The organism is Vibrio sp. 2132-1 (assembly GCF_033344315.1).
Map to the genome: position 1 here is coordinate 250,099 of NZ_JAWPON010000002.1, position 21,406 is coordinate 271,504.

The following is a 21,406-nucleotide window of genomic DNA, read 5'->3' on the forward strand; positions in this document are numbered from 1 at the left end:
ATGTTTGGCTACTCATTCCAGTCAATTGAACATCTAGAACACGTGCGCAGAGAGCTAGAAAAATCTAGCTTGCCAGATGTATTTAACTCTATAGGAAATACGCCTCTACCTGGAGCTTTATCGGACGCTAGAGAGTTAGACACGTTAGTCTTGGACTTTGAAACGACAGGATTTAATCCTGAAGTAGATAGAGTAATCAGTATTGGATGGGTCGAAATTCGAAACAGCAATATTCGTCTAAATAGTGCACGTCATATCTTCATTAATCATGCAATTGATATTTGTCATGAGTCAGTCAAAGTTCACCATATCAGGCCTGAAACGTTGCATGTATCGGGGATTTCAGAACAAGTTGCTTTCACTCAGTTGCTGGATGTAATTGCTGGTAAAATTCTTGTTGCACATGGCTGCATTATGGAGCAGAAGTTTTTAGAGCAATACATCAAGATGAAGTACCAGAATTTGAAGTTGCCATTAATATGGTTAGATACATTAAAAATCGAGCAATATCGCACCCAACTGAGACCTACTCGGTCTGACTGGCGGTTAAGTTCAATTCGAAAGGAACTCAACCTACCAACATATCAAGCCCATAACGCACTAAATGATGCGATAGCGACTGCCGAACTATATCTAGCACAGATTAATTGCTTGTTTGGCCTTTCATCTGCGCCATTACATGTTTTAGTTAATGCTTCGCGCCAACATTTAACGCATATATCAACAACGCTCAACAGAATTTCTTCGTACCAAAGTTGGGCTAAAAATAATGGTTTCGTCTTCAATTTTTTCGTCACGAGATAGCGCCAAAGCCAAACGGGCGGCGCGTTCTGCCATCATCTCGATTGGGTAGCGAATAGTGGTCAGGCTAGGGTGAACAAAGCGGGCGATCAAGCCATCATCGAACCCGACCATAGATACCTTATTTGGTACGTCAATGCCATTTTGATCTAACGCTGCCAGTGCGCCAGCGGCCATGTAGTCGTTGTAGGCCACCACTCCAGTAATCTCCAAAGATTTGGTTAACAGGTTGGTCATCGCAACTTCGCCACCATCACTGTTGGGCTCACCGTATTCGATGTAGCTTTTGGAGAGTTCAATACCATGTTCTTTCAATGCGGCTTGGTAACCTTGCAAGCGCTCATCGGTATCTTCGATATCGTGGGATGAGGCAATGCAAGCGATTTTGCGATGCCCGTGACGAATCAAATATTCTGTCGCGAGGAATGCTCCTTTGCGGTTATCAAGGGAAATACAGCGTTCGGCCAGCTCTGGGATATGACGATTGATAAGCACCATACCTTTCACCTCTTGGGCGTAGCCAATTAGCTCCTCATCAGATAAGCCTTTCGAGTGGATGACTATTGCATCGCAACGGCTGTTGATCAGCAATTCTAGGGCTTGACGCTCATCTTCTGGATTATGGTAACCGTTGCCAATCAAGATATGTTTGCCATTTTCGCGCGCGACATTATCGACGGATTTGACCAGCGTGCCGAAGAAAGGATCGGACACATCACTCACCAACACACCCATGGTATTTGTGCTTTGACTCACCAGTGCACGAGCTGCGGCATTGGGTCTGTAACCCAATTTGCTCATTGCTTTGGTGACCGACTCTACCGATGATTGACTGGCTTTTGGGGACTTGTTGATCACGCGAGAAACCGTTGCGACCGAAACACCGGCTTCTTTCGCGACATCCTTGATCGTTGCCATATAGAACCTTTAGTGGCTAAAAATTTTGACTGGAAGTATTAAACACCCATTGTGTAATAAGTGCAATTTGATAGGGGATTTGCTTTCGGAAATGAGATCTTTACCACTTGTATTTATTAAGCTTACTGATAGTGTAAACGTTATCTTTTTAGTAAAACTTTACTGAGGTTTTAATTATGGAAACTATTGCTTACTCTGATTTTGCCAAACTGGAAATTCGTACCGGAAAAATCATTGAAGTGGCTCGTCATCAAAATGCAGACAAGCTGTACATTGTGCAAATTGATATTGGTGAAAAAACACTGCAAACCGTAACCAGTTTAGTACCTTATTACACCGAGGAAGAGTTGATGGGCAAACAAGTGGTCGTGTTGTGTAATCTTGCCAAAGCCAAAATGCGCGGCGAAACCTCAGAATGTATGTTGTTGTGCGCAGAAACGGATGATGAATCCGAAAGTGTGTTGCTAACTCCAGAAAGAGCGATGCCGACTGGGGTGAGAATTGTTTAATCAGTTCACTGGTCGCTCTACTGTAAAAACAGCTCTTAGTTTAGAGCTGTTTTTACAGATGGGATTGAGCTACGAATTTTGGGCAAGCAGATTATCAATCAACTCGTAATGATGCTCTTGCACGCCTGCAAGGTTGCCATATTTAGGTTGGTGGCGGTCATTTTCTTTTGCGTGTTGCCAGCCAATGGTGTGACGCACAAAATGCTCTGCAAACGCGTGGGAAACTTCCAAGCAACCTGCCAGTACGGTATCAACATAACTTTGCATGATTGGGCTCTTTTCGCATGGTGGTAGTGGCTCGTCTTTTACGTAAACCCAAATGTCATGTTCTTGGTTAAAACTCGCATCTGTTTCGATTTGATCTGGCTGAAGTTGAATACGATGATAACCTCGCTCACGGCGGTCGAATTCTGCGAGCGCTTCTTCATTTACTTCGAGTAAAACGCCATTAACCTGTCCATCGCCTTGGTTCACCACTAATGGAGAGAGGCTGTAGCTGTCGTCAATCTTCCCCCAGTAGCGAACCAACCCATGTGCTATGACGGGAATGGCTTCTCCCGTTTGTCCGGTTAACTTACGTGACGCAGAATTAATCAAACTGCCATAGCCAAATATGTACATTGTCGTTGCATCCCTTAACTGATAGTTGTGCCTCTCATGTTTATACCTAACCCGCATCTGAAGCACAACTTTACCTCTTAAGTATAATCTTAATTATAAACATGTATTTTTTATACATGTTTATGGTAGCATCAATATGTAGTTGAGTTAACCAGCATCGAGAGACGCTTGAGGGCAAGATAATGCTGAATATCACCGATAAAAAAGTAGAAGAAAAAATCCCCGCATGGCTGCGATTAGGCTTTCGGCCGTTTTTTCTGTTTGGGTCGATTTACGCCATTGTTGCGATTGCGTTGTGGGTGTGGATGTTCCAAGGCGGACAGCCAAACGCATTAGCCGTGCCTGCATTGTGGTGGCACGTACATGAAATGTTGTTCGGTTTTTCGATGGCCATTGTAGTTGGCTTTGTACTGACCGCGGTACAAAACTGGACTGGCATTAATGGTACCAAGCATTACATGCTTCTGGCTTTATTTGGCTTGTGGTTAGTGCCCCGCATATTGCTTTGGACACCAGCACCGTTATGGTTAACCAGCAGTATCGAAGCGGTATTTTTACTGTTTGTCGCCTATGAGGTGGGCATTCGTGTGTATCGAGCCAAAGGTTGGCGTAATTTGTTTTTCGTTCCACTGTTTCTTTTAGCCATCTTTGCGAACTTTGCAAGCTACGCAACGATAAAAGGTATGCCGCCCTTTAGCTCTTCAGCGGTGTGGCAAGCAATGCTGTGGTGGTTTACCTTGCTGTTGTCAGTGATGGGCGGACGTGTGATTCCATTTTTTACTGCGCGTCGATTTAATTTCGAAAAAGCGCAACCATTGGCTTGGTTAGAGTGGTTCGCGAACTTGCCATTGGTAATGCTATTTGTGCTGAGCTTTTTCCCTGTGACGTTTGCAGAACTAGGTAGTCCTTTGATGCTATTTGCAGGTGTTGCTCAGTTGGTGCGTTTTGTTCGCTGGAAACCTTGGTTAACCCTGAGCGAGCCTTTAGTGTGGTCGCTGCATGCTGCGTATTTGTGTTTACCACTAAGCTTAATTTTGCGAGGCGTCTGGGGAGATGCATTTGCCAGCCATAACCTCATTCACCTGTTTGCGATAGGTGCGTTAGGCGGTTTGATTTTAGCGATGATTACACGGGTGACGATGGGACATACTGGTCGCATGATCTACAAAGGGCCAAACATGAGCCTTGCGTTTGCAGCAATTACCGCGGCAGCTTTGGTTCGCAGTTTCGCCGTGATCTTTGATCCAGCGAACATGATACTGTGGATTGATATCAGCGGCGGATTATGGATTGTTGCGTTTGGGCTATTTGTGTGGCGCTTTGGTGTGATGCTTGTGACCCCTCGTGTGGATGGTCACCCCGGATAAGATTCTAATGTGAGTAGAGAAAAGAGGAGCCGCGTGCTCCTCTTTTGGTTTTTGTTCTTTATAGGTTTAGTGTTTATTCGTCTTCGTCGTCCGCTTTATTCGTGAGCCCCAAGCGTTTAAATAGCCACCACTCTAGACCAAAAATGACAATTAAGGCGATGCAGAACCAGGTGAATGCCATGGTGGATTCCACGCCTGGCATTCCACCAACATTGATACCGAGTAAACCTGTTAAGAAGCTGGTTGGTAGAAAAATCGTTGCTACCAAAGTAAACAGGTAACTGTTTTTATTGGTTTTCTCATCACGATGATGTTTGATCTCTTCTTGGAAAAGCGCCACTTCTCCAAGATAAAACTCAAGTGTTTCATTTATGCGCGTAATATTATTGTGTGCGAAGCGATATTGATGAGGTCTCAAAGCAATCAATTCTGATTCTGACTCCACAAGATCACGGATAGCGTACTGCTGAGGGCGAATAAAACGCTTGATAGAAATCAGTGCTTTTTGAGTCGCCATATGTTTGTACGTCGACTCATCATTCACGTCGAACTGGTTTAGTGTTTCTTCAATCGTATCAAGGTAAATGTCTATTTTACTGTTTAATCCTTCAATGATCTGATGAAGTAAACTGGCAAGACTTTTTGGGCCTTTGTGTTCCGCTAATGCTTGGCGAATCTCCATGATCGCGCGTGATGGAATTTTACGAGTTGAAATGAGTGCGCCTTGAAAGTAGAGAATTCGAATACTAAGCATATCTTCTGGTGATGCATTGCCGTTCATATTGACGCCTCGTAAAATCAACATGAAGTTCTCGTCATCCAAAGGATGGAAAGATGGTCGACTTTCGTCGGCTAATAGATGATCAACCGTAGCTCGAGGTACTTGGTTTTGCTCCAGCCAACCACGAATATCAGGATGCAGCCGTTCGCAATGGTACCAATGCTTAGCTTGAATTTGCTCTGCCGTGGTGGATTGTTGAGTTGCTTCTGGGGTTGAGAAGTCCCAATGTTCAATCATAAAACCCATTTTCTTTTCCTTGTTTGAGCCGATACCAAAATAACCTCAAGATACTTCTTTCGCGAGAATTGCATTGCCATACAGAGGCAATGCTCTGAGTACGGTACTCTGAAGTCATTGATGCATTATTTTTCAAATGAGTATGATTGTATTTAACGCCAAATGTCTATGAATAGTTGTTCTTATTTGCAATCGAGTGGAGCGCACCAAGGTGTTGTGCTTAAACAACAAAACAAAAAGCCTGCAACTAAGCAGGCTTTATTGTGGGGGAGGGAGGGGAGCTGTTAGCCAACTTGAGAAAGATTAACCACTTTCTGTTGTAGCTTTTTCTTTAAATAGTCCGTTAAGGCCTGTTTTTCTTCCTCGTTCATGTAAAGACCAAGCTTAGTACGGCGCCATAAAATGTCTTCATCGGTCATTGCCATTTCATGGTTCATTAAGTAATCGATCTCACGTTGGTAAACACCACCTGCTTGTGCCGAGAACGTTTGTCCTAAGTCAGCTTCACTTGTTGTGCCTTCCATTAAGTTCCAGGTTTGGGTACCAAACTGTGTGACATAACGAAGAATCAATGCTTCTGGCGCCCAAGTGTATTTAGCGTGAATTTGTTTAGCTAATTGTTCACGACTACAGCTGAAGTTACCACCAGGAAGGGTTTGGTTGGCCGTCCAGTCTTTACCCATTTCAGGTAGGAACGGAGCAAGTTTCTTCATTGCTGCTTCACCTAACTTACGGTAGGTCGTTAACTTACCACCAAAAACAGAAAGCAGAGGTGCATGGTCGTATTCCGCATCGAGCTCTAGCGTGTAGTCTCGTGTGATTGCTTGCGGAGAGTCAGATTCATCGTCACATAAAGGACGAACACCGCTGTATGTCCAAACTACATCTTCGCGAGTCAACTGGTGGACAAAGTGTTGGTTTACGATATCAATGAGGTAATCGACTTCGTCATCTGAGATCGACACTTCACGTGGGTCACCTTTGTATTCCACATCTGTTGTACCAATGATTGAGAACTTATCTAAGTAAGGAATCATAAATACGATGCGATTGTCTTTGTTTTGAAGAATGTAGGCTTGCGGTTCGTTGTGGATACGAGGAACAACGATGTGCGAGCCTTTGATTAAGCGAATGTTACGAGGAGAGGTTTGCTCTAATCCATCATCAAAGAACTGTTTTACCCAAGGCCCCGCAGCATTGACTAACGCTTTCGCTTGACGTTCGAAACGTTGGTCTGTCATCACATCGTGAATAGTAACATGCCAGATACCACCTTCACGGTGTGCTTTTTCCACGCGGCAGTAGTTACGCACTTCAGCATGGTTTTCGCGAGCCGCAAGAACGTTCAGTAATACTAAACGTGCATCATCAACCCAACAGTCAGAGTATTCGAAACCCGTTTTCATTTCTGGTTTTAGCAAGCCAGATTTCGCAAGGTTGACGGTTTTACTGCCTTGCAGCGTCGTACGTTTACCCAAGTTATCGTAAAGGAAAAGGCCACAACGAATCATCCAAGCTGGGCGTAGGAATGGGCGATGCGGTAAACGGAAACGCATTGGTAGTGCGACGTGTGGTGCTTTACGAAGAATAACCTCACGCTCTGCGAGCGCTTCCGAAACTAAACGAAACTCGTAGTGTTCAAGGTAGCGTAAACCGCCGTGTATCAGTTTAGAACTTGCTGAAGAAGTCGCAGATGCGAAGTCATTTGCTTCGTATAAGCCAACACTCAAACCTCGGCCAGCTGCGTCTGCTGCAATACCAGCTCCGTTAATGCCGCCACCGATTACGATCAAGTCTAAGGTAGTGGATGAGCTAGTAGTGGAAGCATTATTTTGTATACTCATAAATTTGACCTCTTGGTGAGCGAACGAGCATTTTAGAACATAATGTAATCCTAGCTCAGGTTTCGTTTGTGATCATCTATTATTTTCGTTTGTGAGCGTTTTGTGTGATTTAGACACAAAAAAAACCTCTGTCTAATTAAGACAGAGGTCATTTGAGGGGGAGTTATACGATTGACGTTACTCGTTTTCGGAGTTTGATTCGTTAGCTTCAACCACTTCAAGTGGGATAGAAGCTTCCTTCAAAATTGACAAGATTTCTTCTGGTGGCTGCTTATTGGTAAAGATCATGTTGAGCTGTGCAATATTGCCTAGTTTCACCATAGCATTGCGCCCGAACTTGGTGTGGTCTACGGCAAGAAATACACTACGGCTATTGTCAATGATCGCTTGTTTGACCCGGACTTCGTGGTAATCAAAGTCTAATAGCGAGCCATCGAAGTCGATACCGCTAATGCCGAGAATACCAAAGTCGAGACGGAACTGTTTAACGAAATCGAGGGTAGCCTCGCCAACAATACCGCCGTCTCTGCTGCGGACTTCTCCACCCGCTAAGATGACTTTGATTTCAGGGTTAGGGAAAAGAATGGTCGCAACATTGATGTTGTTGGTGACAACACGCAACTGTTTATGGTTTTTATTGAGCGCTCGCGCAACTGCTTCTGGTGTAGTGCCAATATCGATGAATAGTGTGGCACCATCTGGAATGTGTTTGACTACCTCGTCTGCAATGACATCTTTTTCATTGAAGTTGAGCGCTTTACGCGTGTTGTAAGATGTGTTTTCAGAACTGAGAGGAATAGTGGCTCCACCGTGATAACGACGAATTTTGTTGTCATCGGCGAGTTCATTGAGATCGCGTCGGATGGTTTGTGGGCTGACATTGAATCTTTCTACCAACTCATCCGTGCTGACATAGCCTTGTTTTTTCACCAGCTCAACAATCTGCTGGTGTCGAGGTATTTGCTTCACTTACCACTCCCTTGTGCATTGGTAACGGCCAATGCTTCAAATTCGAAGCTCTATTGTGCTCGAATTTGCTCGTTGTGAGAAGTAAGCGAGTTCAGGAATCGGGGATAAAGCGCAAAAAGAGCGCACAAATGGCGCTCTTCTTTTCTTATGGAGATGAGATTAATCTTCTTCGTCGTGAAGTTCAGACCAGGTTTGTGCACATTTCACTGCACGTTTCCAGCCCTTGTAACGACGATTGCGTTTTTCTTCATCATCGTGTGGCTCAAAGGTGCGATCAAGTACCGCTTTATTCTGCAACTCATCAATGCTATCCCAGTAACCAACTGCAAGGCCGGCAAGGTAGGCTGCACCAAGAGCGGTAACCTCAGTTACTTGAGGGCGGTGTACTTCTGTGTTCAATACATCGGATTGGAATTGCATTAGGAAGTTGTTCGCTACTGCACCACCATCGACGCGAAGGTTCGCAAGCTTAATGCCTGAGTCAGCTTGCATCGCATCCAGTACGTCACGAGTTTGATAAGCGATGCCTTCCAATGTTGCACGGATGATATGGTTTGAATTCACACCGCGAGTAAGGCCGACAATCGTGCCACGTGCGTAGGCATCCCAGTATGGAGCGCCTAAACCAGTAAATGCAGGCACGACATAAACGCCGTTTGATGTATCCACTTTTGTCGCGAAGTATTCAGAGTCTTCTGCACCGTTTAGGATTTTCAATTCATCGCGTAGCCATTGGATAGAAGCTCCACCCATGAATACGGCACCTTCAAGTGCATAAGCTGGTTCGCCTGCAGGACCACAAGCCAAAGTAGTTAGAAGGCCATGTGTCGAAGTGACTTTTTCTTGGCCAGTATTCATTAGCAAGAAACAACCCGTACCGTAAGTGTTTTTCGCTTGACCCGCTTCAACACACATTTGGCCGTAAAGCGCCGCTTGTTGGTCACCTGCGATTCCAGAAATAGGAATACGAGTACCGCCTTTACCACCGATGTTGGTTTTACCGTAAATTTCCGATGAGCGCTTCACTTCTGGCATCATAGATGCTGGGATGCCAAGCTCATCTAACATTTTTTGATCCCAACATAGATCGTTGATGTTAAACAGCATGGTACGCGATGCGTTAGTGTAGTCGGTTACGTGAACGCGACCTTGAGTCATCTTCCAAACTAACCAAGTATCGACAGTACCAAACAACAGCTTACCTGCTTCTGCGTCTTCTCGTGCGCCTTCAACATTGTCCAGAATCCATTTAACTTTGGTACCGGAGAAGTAAGGGTCAAGCACCAAACCAGTGTTGTCACGTACATAGTTTTCGAGACCGCGTGCTTTTAAATCTTCACAGATATCAGCAGTACGGCGACATTGCCATACAATCGCATTGTAAACGGGTTTACCTGTTTCTTTGTTCCAGACGATAGTCGTTTCACGCTGGTTAGTAATACCGATAGCCGCTAATTGGTCGCTACGGATGCCAGACTTAGCTAGAGCTTCTACTAAGGTAGAGCTTTGTGTTGCCCAGATCTCCATTGGATCATGTTCAACCCAACCAGCTTCTGGATAAATCTGAGTAAATTCGCGTTGCGCGACGCTTACGATGTTCGCATCATGATCAAGAATCACTGCGCGAGAGCTTGTTGTACCTTGGTCTAGGGCAACAATGTATTTTTGCTCAGTCATGGTAAGAATCCTTTTGTTTCGTTATTTATATTTTAGTAAATGTTCGAGTTACGTCAGTTTTAAGCTCTAGCTTCTTCTGTTTCTTCTTCCGTCTCACATTGGTTTGGAATCGTGCAACCGTGACCTTGTTGTGGAAGGTAAGCGGCAATCGCTTTTGGATACAACCAACCACCAAAACACGCACCTGCAATCGGAGCAAGTAAAGGCACGATAAAGTAAGGAATGTCTTTAGCACCTGTCAGAGCGTAATCCCAACCAGCGAAGTAAGCGAACAGCTTTGGTCCAAAGTCACGAGCAGGGTTCATCGCAAAGCCTGTTAGTGGGCCAAGTGAACCACCGATGACGGCAATCAAAATACCGATCAATAGAGGGTTCATTGCGCCACGTGCCGCGCCGTTATTTTCATCGCCCAGAGCCAGAATCGCAAACATCAGCACAGCAGTGATAACGAATTCCACAGCAAAAGCACCAAAGAAAGAGAGGGAGGCATGCGGATAGGTTGAGAAGATACCAGCAGTTGCTAGTGCATCTTGGCTGCTGCGAACGAAGTTATGAGCGATTTCGTAGTCGGTGAAAAGGTTGCTGTATAAGCTGTATACCAATGCAGCAGAACAGAATGCCCCAAGCATTTGAGCGATAATGTATGGCACCACTTTCGCCTTATCAAAACCATGGAACATAGCAAGTGCGATGGTAACGGCAGGGTTGATGTGTGCACCAGAGACGCCAGCCGTACAGTAAATAGCGATGGCGACACCGAAGCCCCATACAATACTGATTTCCCATTGTCCAAATGATGCGCCTGTTAGAACTAAGGCTGCAACACAGCCTACGCCGAAGAAAATAAGTAGTCCTGTACCGATAAACTCGGCCAAACATTCTCCGAGCAGAGAGGGGTGTTTGTTCGTTGTCATGTTAAAAGTCCTTTGATCATTTTTGCCTGTCTAGCACGGTACTATTGTGCATATATAAACGTTTGCGAAAACAAACGAGCGTTAAAAATGAGCGTTTGAGCATAAATTTGTTAATCAAAGTCTTCGTTTTTGTTAAATGGCGCATCTTTTAACCGGAAAAGAACACAACGAAAATAATTTATTTGTCACGAGGCCAGTGTTGAGAGCGCTCAAATTACCGATGTGAAAAAGAATGCACAACTGGTAAGAGGAGTTTTGTGAAGCTGCTACGTGCTTGGAGATTTATTACACAGAACTTGTGTAGCAGTTAACCCTAAAGGAGTAGGAGAATGTCAAATGTATCAAGGGCTAGCAGTGATATAAAAAAATACGCTGTCATGTTTGGACTTTTAGAAAAAATCGTCATCCCATTGATACCAATAGGATGAGTTGAGAAGAGAATAAACGCTGTTAATGTCTTGTGTTTGTGAATCATTGCTTCGGCTTGTATTCAGATAAAAATTGTTTTTTTTATTTCGTTTGATGCTAAACGTGATCGTTTTTCAGCTTTTTAGTTATTAGTTGGTTCGGAGCGAGTAGGGCAGGCGTAAATCGCCCTTTTTACGGTTAGTTTATGTTCTAATTCGAGCCTTTGTTTCAAAGGTTTCGAATTGGAATGCTCAAGTGAGAGGTTTGAATATCAGTTTCATATTAACGAATCTTGAGTAAAGTTGAACGATGATCTAATTAATGCTCATATAATTTACTGTATTTACTTATATTTAATCCATGTGCAACATTTGTCACAGAAATAAAATCCTAACTCCATACAATTCATGAACTTTCGAACGAAGATTTATTTTGTTTCGTTCGCTCCTTTTGTGTTTTTACCATCGCATACAAAATAATGAGGTTCCTATGTTTGGAATATTCAAACCTAAGGCGCACATTGATCGTCTGTCCCCTGGCAGCATCGATAGCACCTACTCTCGCCTCCGTTGGCAACTCTTTATCGGTATCTTTGTTGGCTACGCCGGTTACTATCTAGTTCGTAAAAACTTCAGTTTGGCGATGCCTTATCTTATCGAGCAAGGCTTTAGCCGCGGAGACTTAGGTGTCGCCTTGGCAGCTGTTTCCATTGCATATGGTCTCTCTAAGTTTCTAATGGGCAGCGTTTCAGACCGCTCCAACCCTCGCTATTTCCTTAGTGGCGGCCTATTGATGTCTGCATTAGTGATGTTTTGCTTTGGCTTTATGCCATGGGCGACTGGTAGCGTCACTGCGATGTTCATTTTGCTTTTCTTAAACGGTTGGTTCCAAGGGATGGGGTGGCCTGCTTGTGGCCGAACCATGGTGCACTGGTGGTCACGTAAAGAGCGTGGTGAGATCGTTTCGGTTTGGAACGTGGCGCACAACGTGGGTGGTGGCTTGATTGGTCCACTATTTATTCTTGGCCTGTGGGCATTTAACGATGATTGGCGCACTGCATTTTATGTTCCTGCATTTTTCGCCACGTTGGTTGCTGTGTTTGTTTGGATGACGGTTCGCGATACCCCTCAGTCTTGTGGTCTGCCTCCTATTGAAGAATACAAAGACGATTACCCAGATGACTATGACAAGTCCCATGAACAAGAAATGACAGCGAAGGAAATCTTCTTCAAATACGTCTTCAACAACAAACTTCTTTGGTCGATTGCAATTGCAAACGCATTTGTTTACCTAATTCGTTACGGCGTACTGGACTGGGCACCTGTTTACCTAAAAGAAGCGAAGGATTTCTCGGTAGATAAATCGTCATGGGCTTATTTCTTATACGAATGGGCTGGCATTCCAGGAACACTATTGTGTGGTTGGATCTCTGACAAATTGTTCAAAGGTCGTCGTGCACCTGCTGGTATCTTATTTATGGTGCTAGTGACAGTTGCAGTGATGGTTTATTGGTTTAACCCTGCGGGCAACCCAACAGTAGATATGATGGCGCTTATTGCAATTGGCTTCCTAATCTATGGTCCGGTTATGCTGATCGGTTTGTACGCACTTGAACTCGCTCCGAAGAAAGCGGCAGGTACTGCCGCTGGTCTTACTGGTTTGTTTGGATACCTGGGTGGGGCAGTTGCCGCAAACGCGATTTTGGGCTATACCGTAGACCACTTTGGCTGGGATGGTGGCTTTATCATCTTAGTGGGTTCTTGTATTACTTCTATCGTGTGTTTGATGTACGCCTTCTTAGGTGAACGTGCGCACCACGAGCAAAAAGAGCGCGAGAAGGAAGCGCTAGCGTAATATTTATTTAAAGAGGCAGTGGAATACTGCCTCTTCGCTTTATCAAGGAAATAACAATGAAAACAAAGTCAGTATGTCTTACTTTTTTAGCACTTAGCCTTTCTGCTGGTGCGATTGCGAAGCCGCTTGTCATTGCGCATCGTGGTGCATCGGGCTACTTGCCTGAGCACACGCTAGAAGCCAAAGCACTTGCTTACGCAATGAAACCTGACTACATAGAGCAAGATGTGGTAATGACGAAAGATGACCAGTTGGTCGTGTTGCATGACCATTATCTCGATCGCGTAACGGATGTTGCGGAGCGTTTTCCTGATCGTGCACGTAAAGATGGTCGTTATTACGCGATTGATTTCACTCTGGCGGAAATCAAATCCTTGCGAGTTACCGAAGGGTTCAACATCGATGAGAAAGGCAACAAAGTAGCGGGCTATCCAACCCGATTCCCTATGTGGAAATCTGACTTCACCGTGCCGACGTTTGCTGAAGAGATTGAGCTGATCCAAGGCTTAAACAAAACGCTGGGTTATGACATCGGTATTTACCCAGAAATTAAAGCGCCTTGGTTCCATCGTCATGAAGGTAAGGACATTTCTAAAGCAGTACTTAAAGTCTTGAAGCAGTACGGTTACGGCTCTCAAGACGACAAAGTCTACCTTCAGTGTTTTGATGCGAATGAACTTCAACGCATCAACAGTGAACTCATGCCTGCAATGGACATGGACTTAAAGCTCGTTCAGCTTATGGCTTACACGGACTGGAACGAAACTATGGTGTACAAAGGCGACAAGGCAACACCATACAGTTATGACTGGATGTTCGAAGCCGACGGAATGAAGAAAGTAGCGAGTTACGCGGAAGGAATTGGACCTTGGAAGCCGATGCTGGTGGATGATAAGTCAACCAAAGACAATATCATCATCAAGCCGTTGATGAAGGCTGCAAAAGACGCTGGCTTGCAAGTGCATCCATACACGTTCCGCGCCGATCCAGGACGCATTCCAGCGTACACTGACAGCTTTGAAGGCATGATGGATGTGTACTACAACCAAGTAAAAGTGGATGGTTTGTTTACTGATTTCCCAGATAAAGCGGTCAGCTTTTTAAATCAGTAATCACGCATTTTTCTTTAAGCTAAAAAATCCCCCAACAGTTTCCTGCTGGGGGATTTTTCTTAACTATTTATTAGTTGTTTTTATGCAGTTCGCTGTTCAGTTCAACCGCGCTCTTGTTAGCAAGACATTCGATTTGACCTGTTACAGAGTTACGACGGAACAGTAGGTCAGAAACTCCAGCAAGATCGCGTGCTTTCACCACTTCGACTTCTTGACCGTCAGAATCTAGCATGCGTACTTTAGAACCAGCAGTTACGTACAGACCTGATTCGATAGTACAACGGTCACCCATTGGGAAACCAAGACCTGCGTTCGCGCCTAGTAGCGAGTTTTCACCGATAGAAACCACAACTTTACCGCCGCCAGATAGCGTACCCATGATAGATGCGCCGCCGCCGATGTCAGAGCCGTTACCAACCACTACGCCAGCAGAGATACGACCTTCAACCATGCTTACGCCTGTTGTACCCGCGTTGAAGTTGATGAAGCCTTCGTGCATTACTGTTGTGCCTTCGCCAACGTGTGCGCCAAGACGTACGCGAGAAGTATCAGCGATACGAACGCCAGTTGGTACCACGTAGTCCACCATTTTAGGGAACTTGTCTACGCAATCTACGCTTAGTGCACGACCCGCTAGGCGAGCTTCGATTTGACGCTCTGCTAGTTCAGGTAGATCGATTGGACCTTCGTTAGTCCATGCGATGTTGTGCAGTAGACCGAAGATGCCGTCTAGTACCGTGCCGTGTGGTTGAACTAGGCGGTTAGAGATAAGTTGAAGCTTTAGGAAGCCTTCAGCAACGCTTTGTGGTTGTTCGTCAGTTGCAAGGATAACCAGTACAAGTGGTTGTGCTGATTCTGCTGCTTTTGCTGCGAAAGATGCGTTTGCCGCATCGCCGTTTGCTTCAAATGCTGCTGCCAGTTCTGCGCTTTGTGCTGCAGAGATCTCGATAGCTTGGTTGCCTTGCTCGTAACCTGCTACTGCTGCTAGTGCGTTAACAAGCGCTTCGCTTGGGTTAAGAACTGGGTTTGGGAAAAACGCTTCGATGATTTTGCCGTCGCGGTTTTTAGTTGCCGTACCAAAGGCTAGAGAGAAGAAAGCCATAGTTGATCTCCATGTGTTGAGTCTTGTGTCTCGTCTGTTCACTGACAAGAAATAATTAAGTTGTCAGTCATCATAAAGAGAGTGTTGGGGAGTTTAAAGAGGGGAAATGGAGAAAGTCCGTAGATGGATACCTTTTGTCTTTTTAGAGATATGTTTGTCTGATGAGAAATGTGGCTACGAGGTGGTCTATTGGGGGAGTTTTGCTGAAACGATAGAAGGCAGTTTCTTGTCTCGGCTCTAGAAAGAAAGGGCGTTTTCCTATTCTGGCGAGTTCTTTCGAGATACAGAGGTATGTTTTTAATTGTTTAGAACAAGGTGTCGTATAAGTTCAAATAAATTTGGCGCAAGCTTGAGGCGGCTCGGTTTTGAGATAAATAATTCTTTATATTCATATTGATTCATATTAAGGTTGATCTACGTTTTTAAGCATTTTCAATGAGATCAGTATGGGTAAAAAAGTCGTTACGGTTACAACGTCTGAGCTGGAAAGAGATTTGTTTAATGTGACTGGTGATAAGTTATTCGCTTCCAAGCAAGCTTCGCAATTTCAAATATTTTATGCAGGTTCAGTGATAGATTCTATTAAGTATAAGAGAGGGGTGATATCCAAAGATGATCTTTTACTTAATCAACATATAAGGTGGGAGCATAATAAGGCCCATAGTTATCGCTTGGCCAAAAACATCCTTAAAAAAACAGGGCAATGTCGTCCTAAGAATGTAGCTGCTCATCATATTGTATCATGGAAAGACATTAGAGCTGCAAAGTCCAGAATGAGGCTATCAGCATTTCGAATCGATATAGATAGTGCGGAAAATGGTGTATTTTTACCAAGATGGAATAAACATGTGCCCCATTCGCAAATGGTTGAAGCTTATTCTCACTCCTGTATCCATACTTCATTTTACTATTTGAACGTTGAACATTTACTTGAAAATACGATTGCTCAGGATGCAGATAGAGAAGATATCGTTGAGGTTTTAGAGGATATTGGAGACGACTTGAAAATGGGCATGTTTCCAATAACCAGAAAAATAAGGGCGAATGAAATTGCAGTTTAAAAAACAAACTTTTACTAAGGTATTTGGTATTCAGCCAGATGTGGATAAATATTTATATCTAGAGCACACGAGCCTATTGGGTTTAGACGACGTGAATAATGAAGTTTTACCAATATTCGATGGAGCTTCAAAAATATCAACTTGGCAACCATTGACACTTGATTGGCTCCGGCATGATGATTCCGATGACTTAATAAAACCAATGATTGCTGCCTGGGGTAGCTGTACGTACGTAGTTCGCCATGATATTGCTAGCTTGTTCAAAGATACGCTCGGAGATTGTTGTGAATTCCTACCTGTAAATGTGGATAACTCCATTTGGTATGCACTTAATGTGACTTCTAAATTGGATGCATTACATACTGAACTGTGCGAGATAAACTACAAGCCAAATGGCAGAGTTCATAGAACTAGACCATATAAGCGTTTTGTTATTGATCGTGCTAAAGTTTCAACCCCGAGGCTCTTCAAATTAAGTGGTTCTCCAATAAGCATCTATACTTCAAATACCGACAATAGCTTTTTAAATCTAGTGACTAAAAACGAGTTTACCGGGGTTAGTTTTTATGAAGTAGAGAGTGTTTAACTTCAGGAATAAAAAAACGCCGCATAATGCGACGTTTTTTCTAAACAAATGAGAGGCTTATGCAGCGTCTTCTTGCTCGCTATCTTCTTCAACAGCTTCAAGCTTCTTTGCTTTTTTTGGTGCAGGTTTACGTTTTGCACCAAGAGCGTAAAGCACTTCTTCTTTGTTTTGCGCAAGGAACATTGCAAGATCTTCTTGCTTACCTTCGTCTTCTAGAAGTTCACTTTTACCCAGCAGTGAGAATAACTCGTCTGCCATATCCAGCATTTTGTCGTATGCGTCAGCTTCCGCTTTAGAGGTAAAAGTCATTTTCTCTTCTCCATTGCGTTCTACCACGTACTTGACGATTACAGCCATGGTTGGTCCCCTAATTTGGTGTATTGATACTGGCTTTTTATACAGTTTTTGACCAATCAAGTCTAGCGACAAGCCTCAGAATGAGAGACACGTACAACTAACTGACTAGCATTTAAACTATCTTGGTTTCACTTTGCGGATTTGTCCGCCAAAGGAAGGTTTGTTGGTCGCTCCCAATCTTGGCAAAATTCGATAAACGTTTTGAGCAATGGGCTTTGATATTTCTCTTTATGAACCAGTAACCAGAAGCGACGTTTCATATCTAAAGGCATGTCGAGCAGTTTTACGCGGCCGTCACGAATAGCAGGTTCTGCAGACAAACGTGACAAACAGCCCAAGCCTAACCCTGCCGATACTGAGTTGATCAACGCTTCGGTGGTATTGAGCTGAAAAGCTTCATGCCAATGTTCCAAGCGCGGCGCGACAACGCGCATAAAAAATTCGCGTGAACCAGAGCCTGCCTCTCGCAATATCCATTCACTGTTTTCTAGCTCGGTTAAGTTTACTGGCCCTTCGTGCGCGGCTGGGGAATTGGGCGCGCAAATCACGCACATTTCATCTTCGCTAAACTGGGTAGACTGCAATTCAGGGTGAAGTGTTTTGCCTTCAATGAGGGCTATGTCTAACTCGTAATCGGTCAGCATGTCGCAGATTTGTGCGGAGTTAGAAATGAACAGACTTTGAGAACGATGGTTCGTTTGCTGACGAAATTCGCTAAGCAAATAGGGCGCGACTTGGTTGCCAATGGTGTCGCTGGCACCAATGCGAAGTTGGCCCGATAGCGCTTGGTCACCATCGAAAATGCTCTCGATGTCCTTGGCTCGGTTGAGTAATTCATCCGCCAGTGGCAGTAGTTTTTGACCTTCTTGGTTCAAAATCAGTCGGTTATTAACACGATCAAATAAGTGATGGCCGATCTGTTTTTCTAATTCTGAGAGTGCCATGCTCACTGCGGCTTTCGATAAAAAGAGACTATCAGAAGCCGCTGTGAGCGTTTTGTGCTGCGTGATCGTCGTAAACACTTTCAGTTGTTTAAGAGAAATGTGACTTGCCATACCCCACCGTTAAGTAATTCTGAACGTTTGTTTTAAATAATTAGATATATCGGAACGAAGTGCAAGCGTATTATACGTCTCATCAAGAGTGAGTCTGGTTGAGGTCATCATGATTCAAAGAACAAAAGCAAAAGTAATGGGAGCGCCAACTCCAATGGCGGGTTTGGCTCTTGGTATTGCAAGCTTGGGCTGGAGTTGGGAAAACTTCGCCGAATTACATGGCTACGGACAGTGGATTAGTGCGGGTATCGCGAGCATATTGTTGGCTATATTGGCAACCAAGTTTTTGCTACATAATCATCTATTGAGACAAGATCTTGCTCATCCGGTTGTGGGCAGCGTGGTTCCGACATTTGCGATGGGCACTATGGTGGTATCGAACTCTCTCGGCCATTTTTACCCATTAGCTGGCGATGCGCTTTGGCTGATTGCGGTGGTTTTGCACATCGTATTCTTGGTGAGCTTTGTTTACCATCGCGCCAAAGATTTTGAATTGCACCACATGGTTCCTAGTTGGTTTGTACCGCCTGTGGGTATCATCGTTGCGGATGTGTCTTTCTCTGGCAACCCGATGCTAGCACCAGTGGCACAAGGTGCATTGATGTTTGGTATGGTGGCGTACGCGATCATGTTGCCGATGATGATTTACCGTTTCATGTTCACCCATGAAATTCCGGATGCAGCGAAACCAACAATGGCAATCATGGCAGCGCCAGCAAGTCTATCATTGGCAGGGTACTTAACGGTCACTGCGACACCATCACCAGTGATCATCGCTATGCTATTTGGTATCGCGGTATTGATGACAGCCATCATCTACTTAGCCTTCTTTAAATTGTTAAGACTGCCATTCAGCCCTGGCTATGCAGCGTTTACCTTCCCGATGGTGATCGGTGCGACGGCGCTGTTTAAAATGGCGAATTGGATGGAGTTGCAAGGATTGGCTGCGCACTATGTTCAACAAGTGCGAGGCTTAGCTGGTCTTGAGTTGATTGTGGCAACATTTGTTGTCTCTTATGTGGCCTTACAATACATCAACAACTTGTTGATTCAGCCACGCTTGATGCACGCTCATCACGCTTAAATAACAGATAGGAAAAAGCCTCTTGGTCTTACAACCAAGAGGCTTTTTTATTTCAATCGGCGTCGATGTTGGACGCTAGCCTTTTTTGTAAAATCGCGACATCTCATCCAGAGAATGACGAATGATATCGACAGGAACTTTCTGTTCTTTCTCGACTTTTAACTGACGATTCAGTTGCTGAGAGTGCCCGCCAGGGTTAACCACAAGCATCAGTTCTTTGCCGACCAATGCATAGTTGTAGTAGCTGCCTGCAATATACCAATCGCGAGAGGCAGAGCTATCAAACAAGTTATGACCAACGCTGTATGAACTCGTTGTTCCTTGAACGTCAAACAGCGTATTCATCATGGTTGGCACGACGTCAAAATGGGTCGTGCGGTAATCAACTTGCTCTGGCTGACGATTTGGCATGTACACGTAAAGAGGCACATGTACTTGAACGTCACTGTAGTTACCCGTGTGGCCCCAATAGTTCATCTTATGGTCGTTAAACTCTTCACCATGATCTGATGAAATCACCACAATGGTATTGTCTAAGTCGACGTTTTTCAGCACATCACCAATCAAGCTATCGATGTAGTACAACGAGTTCTTGTATCGATTATGGTAAAGCGAAGCGTCAAAATCGTTGTTGAGCAAAATGTGGTCAACGCGTTCCCAGTATGGTTTGAATTTCGCAAATTCAGGTTCGGGAAATACTGTGCCGTGGGCGGCATCGTAGAACAGAAAACCAAAGTACGGCTTGTCGCTATCCTGCTTTTGGAACTCGATGAACTTGTCTGTTATCTGCTGATCGCGCTCGACAGCTGTTTCCCCAGTTTGTTTCAGGGTCAAGTCCGACACTTTTTTGAATACCGTGCGAGAAAGTGGCGGGCTGGTGAGCGGTGCCGAGCCAAAAATGCCCATGCGGTAGCCTTCTGCTTGCAGCGTATCCATAAAAATAGGAGAGCGTTGACTTGCGTAAAAGCTTTCCCAGTAGGTCGCTGGCAAGCTGTAAAACAGGCTGAAAATACCCGCTTGAGTTGAGTTGCCGCCGCTCATGTGTTGTGTGAAATTCACTGTCTTTTCAGCGAACTTACTGACATTTGGCATGACTTCCGGCGTCGCATCACTGTAGCGCCACGCGTCAACCAAGATAAACAAAACATTGGGTTGTTTCTCTTTGCTTTGCACTTGAATCGGCGCAAGCGGATAGTTGAGTGAGCTACGTTCAATGTTGGTTAACTCTACGCGGTTCTTCGATGCAATGTTCTCATCCACTAGGTCGTGTTTGTAAATAAATTTACGAGCCGTCAGCGGGTAGTAAAGTGGCCAGTTATTCGAAAACTGACTGACTTCATCGTCGTAAAGTGCGTTTTTGTACGCATGAATCATCTGCGTGCTAAGCAATACAGCAAACCAGACGCTGATCAAAACGAACTTAGCTCGGCTTTGTGCCAGTTGATTACTTACCCAAACGGTACAAGCGAGCCCGATCACCAGAACGGCAATTTCACTGATGAAGATTAGCCAACTCATCCACGAAATATCGAAGACATCATCACCACCTTCGAAAAACATACGGATTAATAGAGCGTTGATGTGAAGTTTGTATTGCTGAAAAACGAGAATATCGACTTTAAACATAATCAATAGACAGATCGCGATAGCGATCACGATGCCTTTGAATACTCGAGTCGGTAGAAAAGAGAGCAATAAACTCAACAACATAAATGGAAGAGCGATCAAGCCCAGCCAGCCATATTGAGTCGAAACCAAATAGTAACCTTGCAACAAGGTTAGCGGTTCATTCTGATTGTTAGACAACACAAAAGGATAACAAGCGATCGACAGGTACACTGCAAAGCAAGCAAAAAAAGCAATCAGCCAAGCGCTGTTGGAAGACAGTTTGCGAAACATACTTTTTGTTTGTTTATAAATTATGGGTAGAGGGAGTATAAAACAGTGTTTTTTATTATGGAATAGTTGCGACGAATGTCACATTTTGTATGGAAGTGTCAGACTTGATTGACATGTGAAAATTCAGAAGATTCATACTCTATTTGAGTGATATATAACCTTTTGTTTTTTCCGAACGCGAGATCACTGCGGGTTTAAATGGGGCTGTGCTAAGCTAGCTAACAGTTTCAATCGGCGCTCGGTATTCCCA

At 44.4% G+C, this 21,406-nt stretch carries 19 protein-coding genes; 8 read left to right on the forward strand and 11 right to left on the reverse strand.

Going from position 1 to position 21,406, the window contains the following annotated elements; all coding sequences use genetic code 11:
* A complete protein-coding gene (locus R8N47_RS02815) occupies positions 1 to 804 on the forward strand; it encodes a 3'-5' exonuclease (protein WP_250155874.1) in 804 nt (267 codons plus the stop codon).
* Here the strand turns inward: R8N47_RS02815 and R8N47_RS02820 are convergent.
* Positions 721 to 1,719, reverse strand: coding sequence for a substrate-binding domain-containing protein (locus tag R8N47_RS02820; RefSeq protein ID WP_017447736.1), 999 nt, complete (start codon positions 1,717 to 1,719; stop codon positions 721 to 723). The genes R8N47_RS02815 and R8N47_RS02820 overlap by 84 nt on opposite strands.
* Before the next feature lie 176 nt (positions 1,720 to 1,895).
* Here R8N47_RS02820 and R8N47_RS02825 point away from each other — a divergent pair, with 176 nt between their 5' ends.
* Positions 1,896 to 2,228 (forward strand): tRNA-binding protein, encoded by a 333-nt coding sequence (locus tag R8N47_RS02825; RefSeq protein WP_005494151.1) that lies wholly within the window; start codon positions 1,896 to 1,898, stop codon positions 2,226 to 2,228.
* 69 nt (positions 2,229 to 2,297) lie between these two features.
* On the opposite strand, the gene R8N47_RS02830 is transcribed toward R8N47_RS02825, so the two are convergent.
* Complete coding sequence (locus tag R8N47_RS02830) at positions 2,298 to 2,849, reverse strand: gamma-glutamylcyclotransferase family protein (protein WP_064354257.1); 552 nt, start codon at positions 2,847 to 2,849, stop codon at positions 2,298 to 2,300.
* Between the two features lie 182 nt (positions 2,850 to 3,031).
* Between R8N47_RS02830 and R8N47_RS02835 the strand changes: the two genes are divergently transcribed.
* Complete coding sequence (locus tag R8N47_RS02835; RefSeq protein WP_005391701.1) at positions 3,032 to 4,216, forward strand: NnrS family protein; 1,185 nt, start codon at positions 3,032 to 3,034, stop codon at positions 4,214 to 4,216.
* Positions 4,217 to 4,289: 73 nt separating this feature from the next.
* Here R8N47_RS02835 and R8N47_RS02840 read toward each other — a convergent pair whose 3' ends face one another.
* From R8N47_RS02840 to R8N47_RS02860, 5 genes are all read right to left on the reverse strand, one after another.
* Positions 4,290 to 5,243, reverse strand: a complete 954-nt coding sequence (locus tag R8N47_RS02840; RefSeq protein WP_005391702.1) for a CorA family divalent cation transporter — start codon at positions 5,241 to 5,243, stop codon at positions 4,290 to 4,292.
* A gap of 275 nt (positions 5,244 to 5,518) precedes the next feature.
* Positions 5,519 to 7,078 carry a glycerol-3-phosphate dehydrogenase gene (gene glpD, locus R8N47_RS02845; protein ID WP_064354256.1) on the reverse strand — a complete coding sequence of 520 codons (1,560 nt, stop codon included), beginning with the start codon at positions 7,076 to 7,078 and terminating at the stop codon, positions 5,519 to 5,521.
* A 177-nt stretch (positions 7,079 to 7,255) separates the two neighbouring features.
* Positions 7,256 to 8,047, reverse strand: coding sequence for a DeoR/GlpR family transcriptional regulator (locus tag R8N47_RS02850; protein WP_005380192.1), 792 nt, complete (start codon positions 8,045 to 8,047; stop codon positions 7,256 to 7,258).
* 159 nt (positions 8,048 to 8,206) lie between these two features.
* The gene (gene glpK, locus R8N47_RS02855; protein WP_005380193.1) at positions 8,207 to 9,724 is read right to left on the reverse strand and encodes a glycerol kinase GlpK; all 1,518 of its coding nucleotides are present in this window, start codon (positions 9,722 to 9,724) and stop codon (positions 8,207 to 8,209) included.
* Between the two features lie 59 nt (positions 9,725 to 9,783).
* Complete coding sequence (locus R8N47_RS02860) at positions 9,784 to 10,638, reverse strand: MIP/aquaporin family protein (RefSeq protein WP_005380195.1); 855 nt, start codon at positions 10,636 to 10,638, stop codon at positions 9,784 to 9,786.
* An 897-nt stretch (positions 10,639 to 11,535) separates the two neighbouring features.
* On the opposite strand from R8N47_RS02860, the gene glpT reads away from it, so the two are divergent.
* Complete coding sequence (gene glpT / locus R8N47_RS02865) at positions 11,536 to 12,900, forward strand: glycerol-3-phosphate transporter (protein ID WP_005380199.1); 1,365 nt, start codon at positions 11,536 to 11,538, stop codon at positions 12,898 to 12,900.
* A gap of 56 nt (positions 12,901 to 12,956) precedes the next feature.
* A complete protein-coding gene (gene glpQ, locus R8N47_RS02870) occupies positions 12,957 to 14,012 on the forward strand; it encodes a glycerophosphodiester phosphodiesterase (RefSeq protein WP_005380201.1) in 1,056 nt (351 codons plus the stop codon).
* Positions 14,013 to 14,082: 70 nt separating this feature from the next.
* Here glpQ and dapD read toward each other — a convergent pair whose 3' ends face one another.
* On the reverse strand, positions 14,083 to 15,114 hold the full coding sequence (dapD, locus tag R8N47_RS02875) for a 2,3,4,5-tetrahydropyridine-2,6-dicarboxylate N-succinyltransferase (RefSeq protein WP_025768219.1): 1,032 nt from the start codon (positions 15,112 to 15,114) through the stop codon (positions 14,083 to 14,085).
* Positions 15,115 to 15,560: 446 nt separating this feature from the next.
* Between dapD and R8N47_RS02880 the strand changes: the two genes are divergently transcribed.
* Positions 15,561 to 16,175: an AHH domain-containing protein gene (locus R8N47_RS02880; protein WP_033905557.1), complete on the forward strand. Its 615-nt coding sequence runs from the start codon at positions 15,561 to 15,563 to the stop codon at positions 16,173 to 16,175.
* Positions 16,165 to 16,761, forward strand: a complete 597-nt coding sequence (locus R8N47_RS02885) for a hypothetical protein (protein ID WP_136976869.1) — start codon at positions 16,165 to 16,167, stop codon at positions 16,759 to 16,761. The genes R8N47_RS02880 and R8N47_RS02885 overlap by 11 nt, the downstream gene beginning before the upstream one ends.
* Positions 16,762 to 16,818: 57 nt before the next feature.
* Here the strand turns inward: R8N47_RS02885 and R8N47_RS02890 are convergent, their stop codons facing one another.
* Both R8N47_RS02890 and R8N47_RS02895 read right to left on the reverse strand, forming a co-directional pair.
* Entirely contained in the window at positions 16,819 to 17,118 is a 300-nt protein-coding gene (locus R8N47_RS02890; protein WP_005380208.1) for a YebG family protein, read from the reverse strand.
* Positions 17,119 to 17,246: 128 nt separating this feature from the next.
* Positions 17,247 to 18,173, reverse strand: a complete 927-nt coding sequence (locus R8N47_RS02895; protein ID WP_017636009.1) for a LysR substrate-binding domain-containing protein — start codon at positions 18,171 to 18,173, stop codon at positions 17,247 to 17,249.
* Between the two features lie 109 nt (positions 18,174 to 18,282).
* Between R8N47_RS02895 and R8N47_RS02900 the strand changes: the two genes are divergently transcribed.
* Complete coding sequence (locus R8N47_RS02900; protein ID WP_017636010.1) at positions 18,283 to 19,257, forward strand: TDT family transporter; 975 nt, start codon at positions 18,283 to 18,285, stop codon at positions 19,255 to 19,257.
* Between the two features lie 75 nt (positions 19,258 to 19,332).
* Here R8N47_RS02900 and R8N47_RS02905 read toward each other — a convergent pair whose 3' ends face one another.
* On the reverse strand, positions 19,333 to 21,156 hold the full coding sequence (locus tag R8N47_RS02905; protein WP_064354254.1) for a DUF3413 domain-containing protein: 1,824 nt from the start codon (positions 21,154 to 21,156) through the stop codon (positions 19,333 to 19,335).
* Positions 21,157 to 21,406 lie beyond the last annotated feature (250 nt).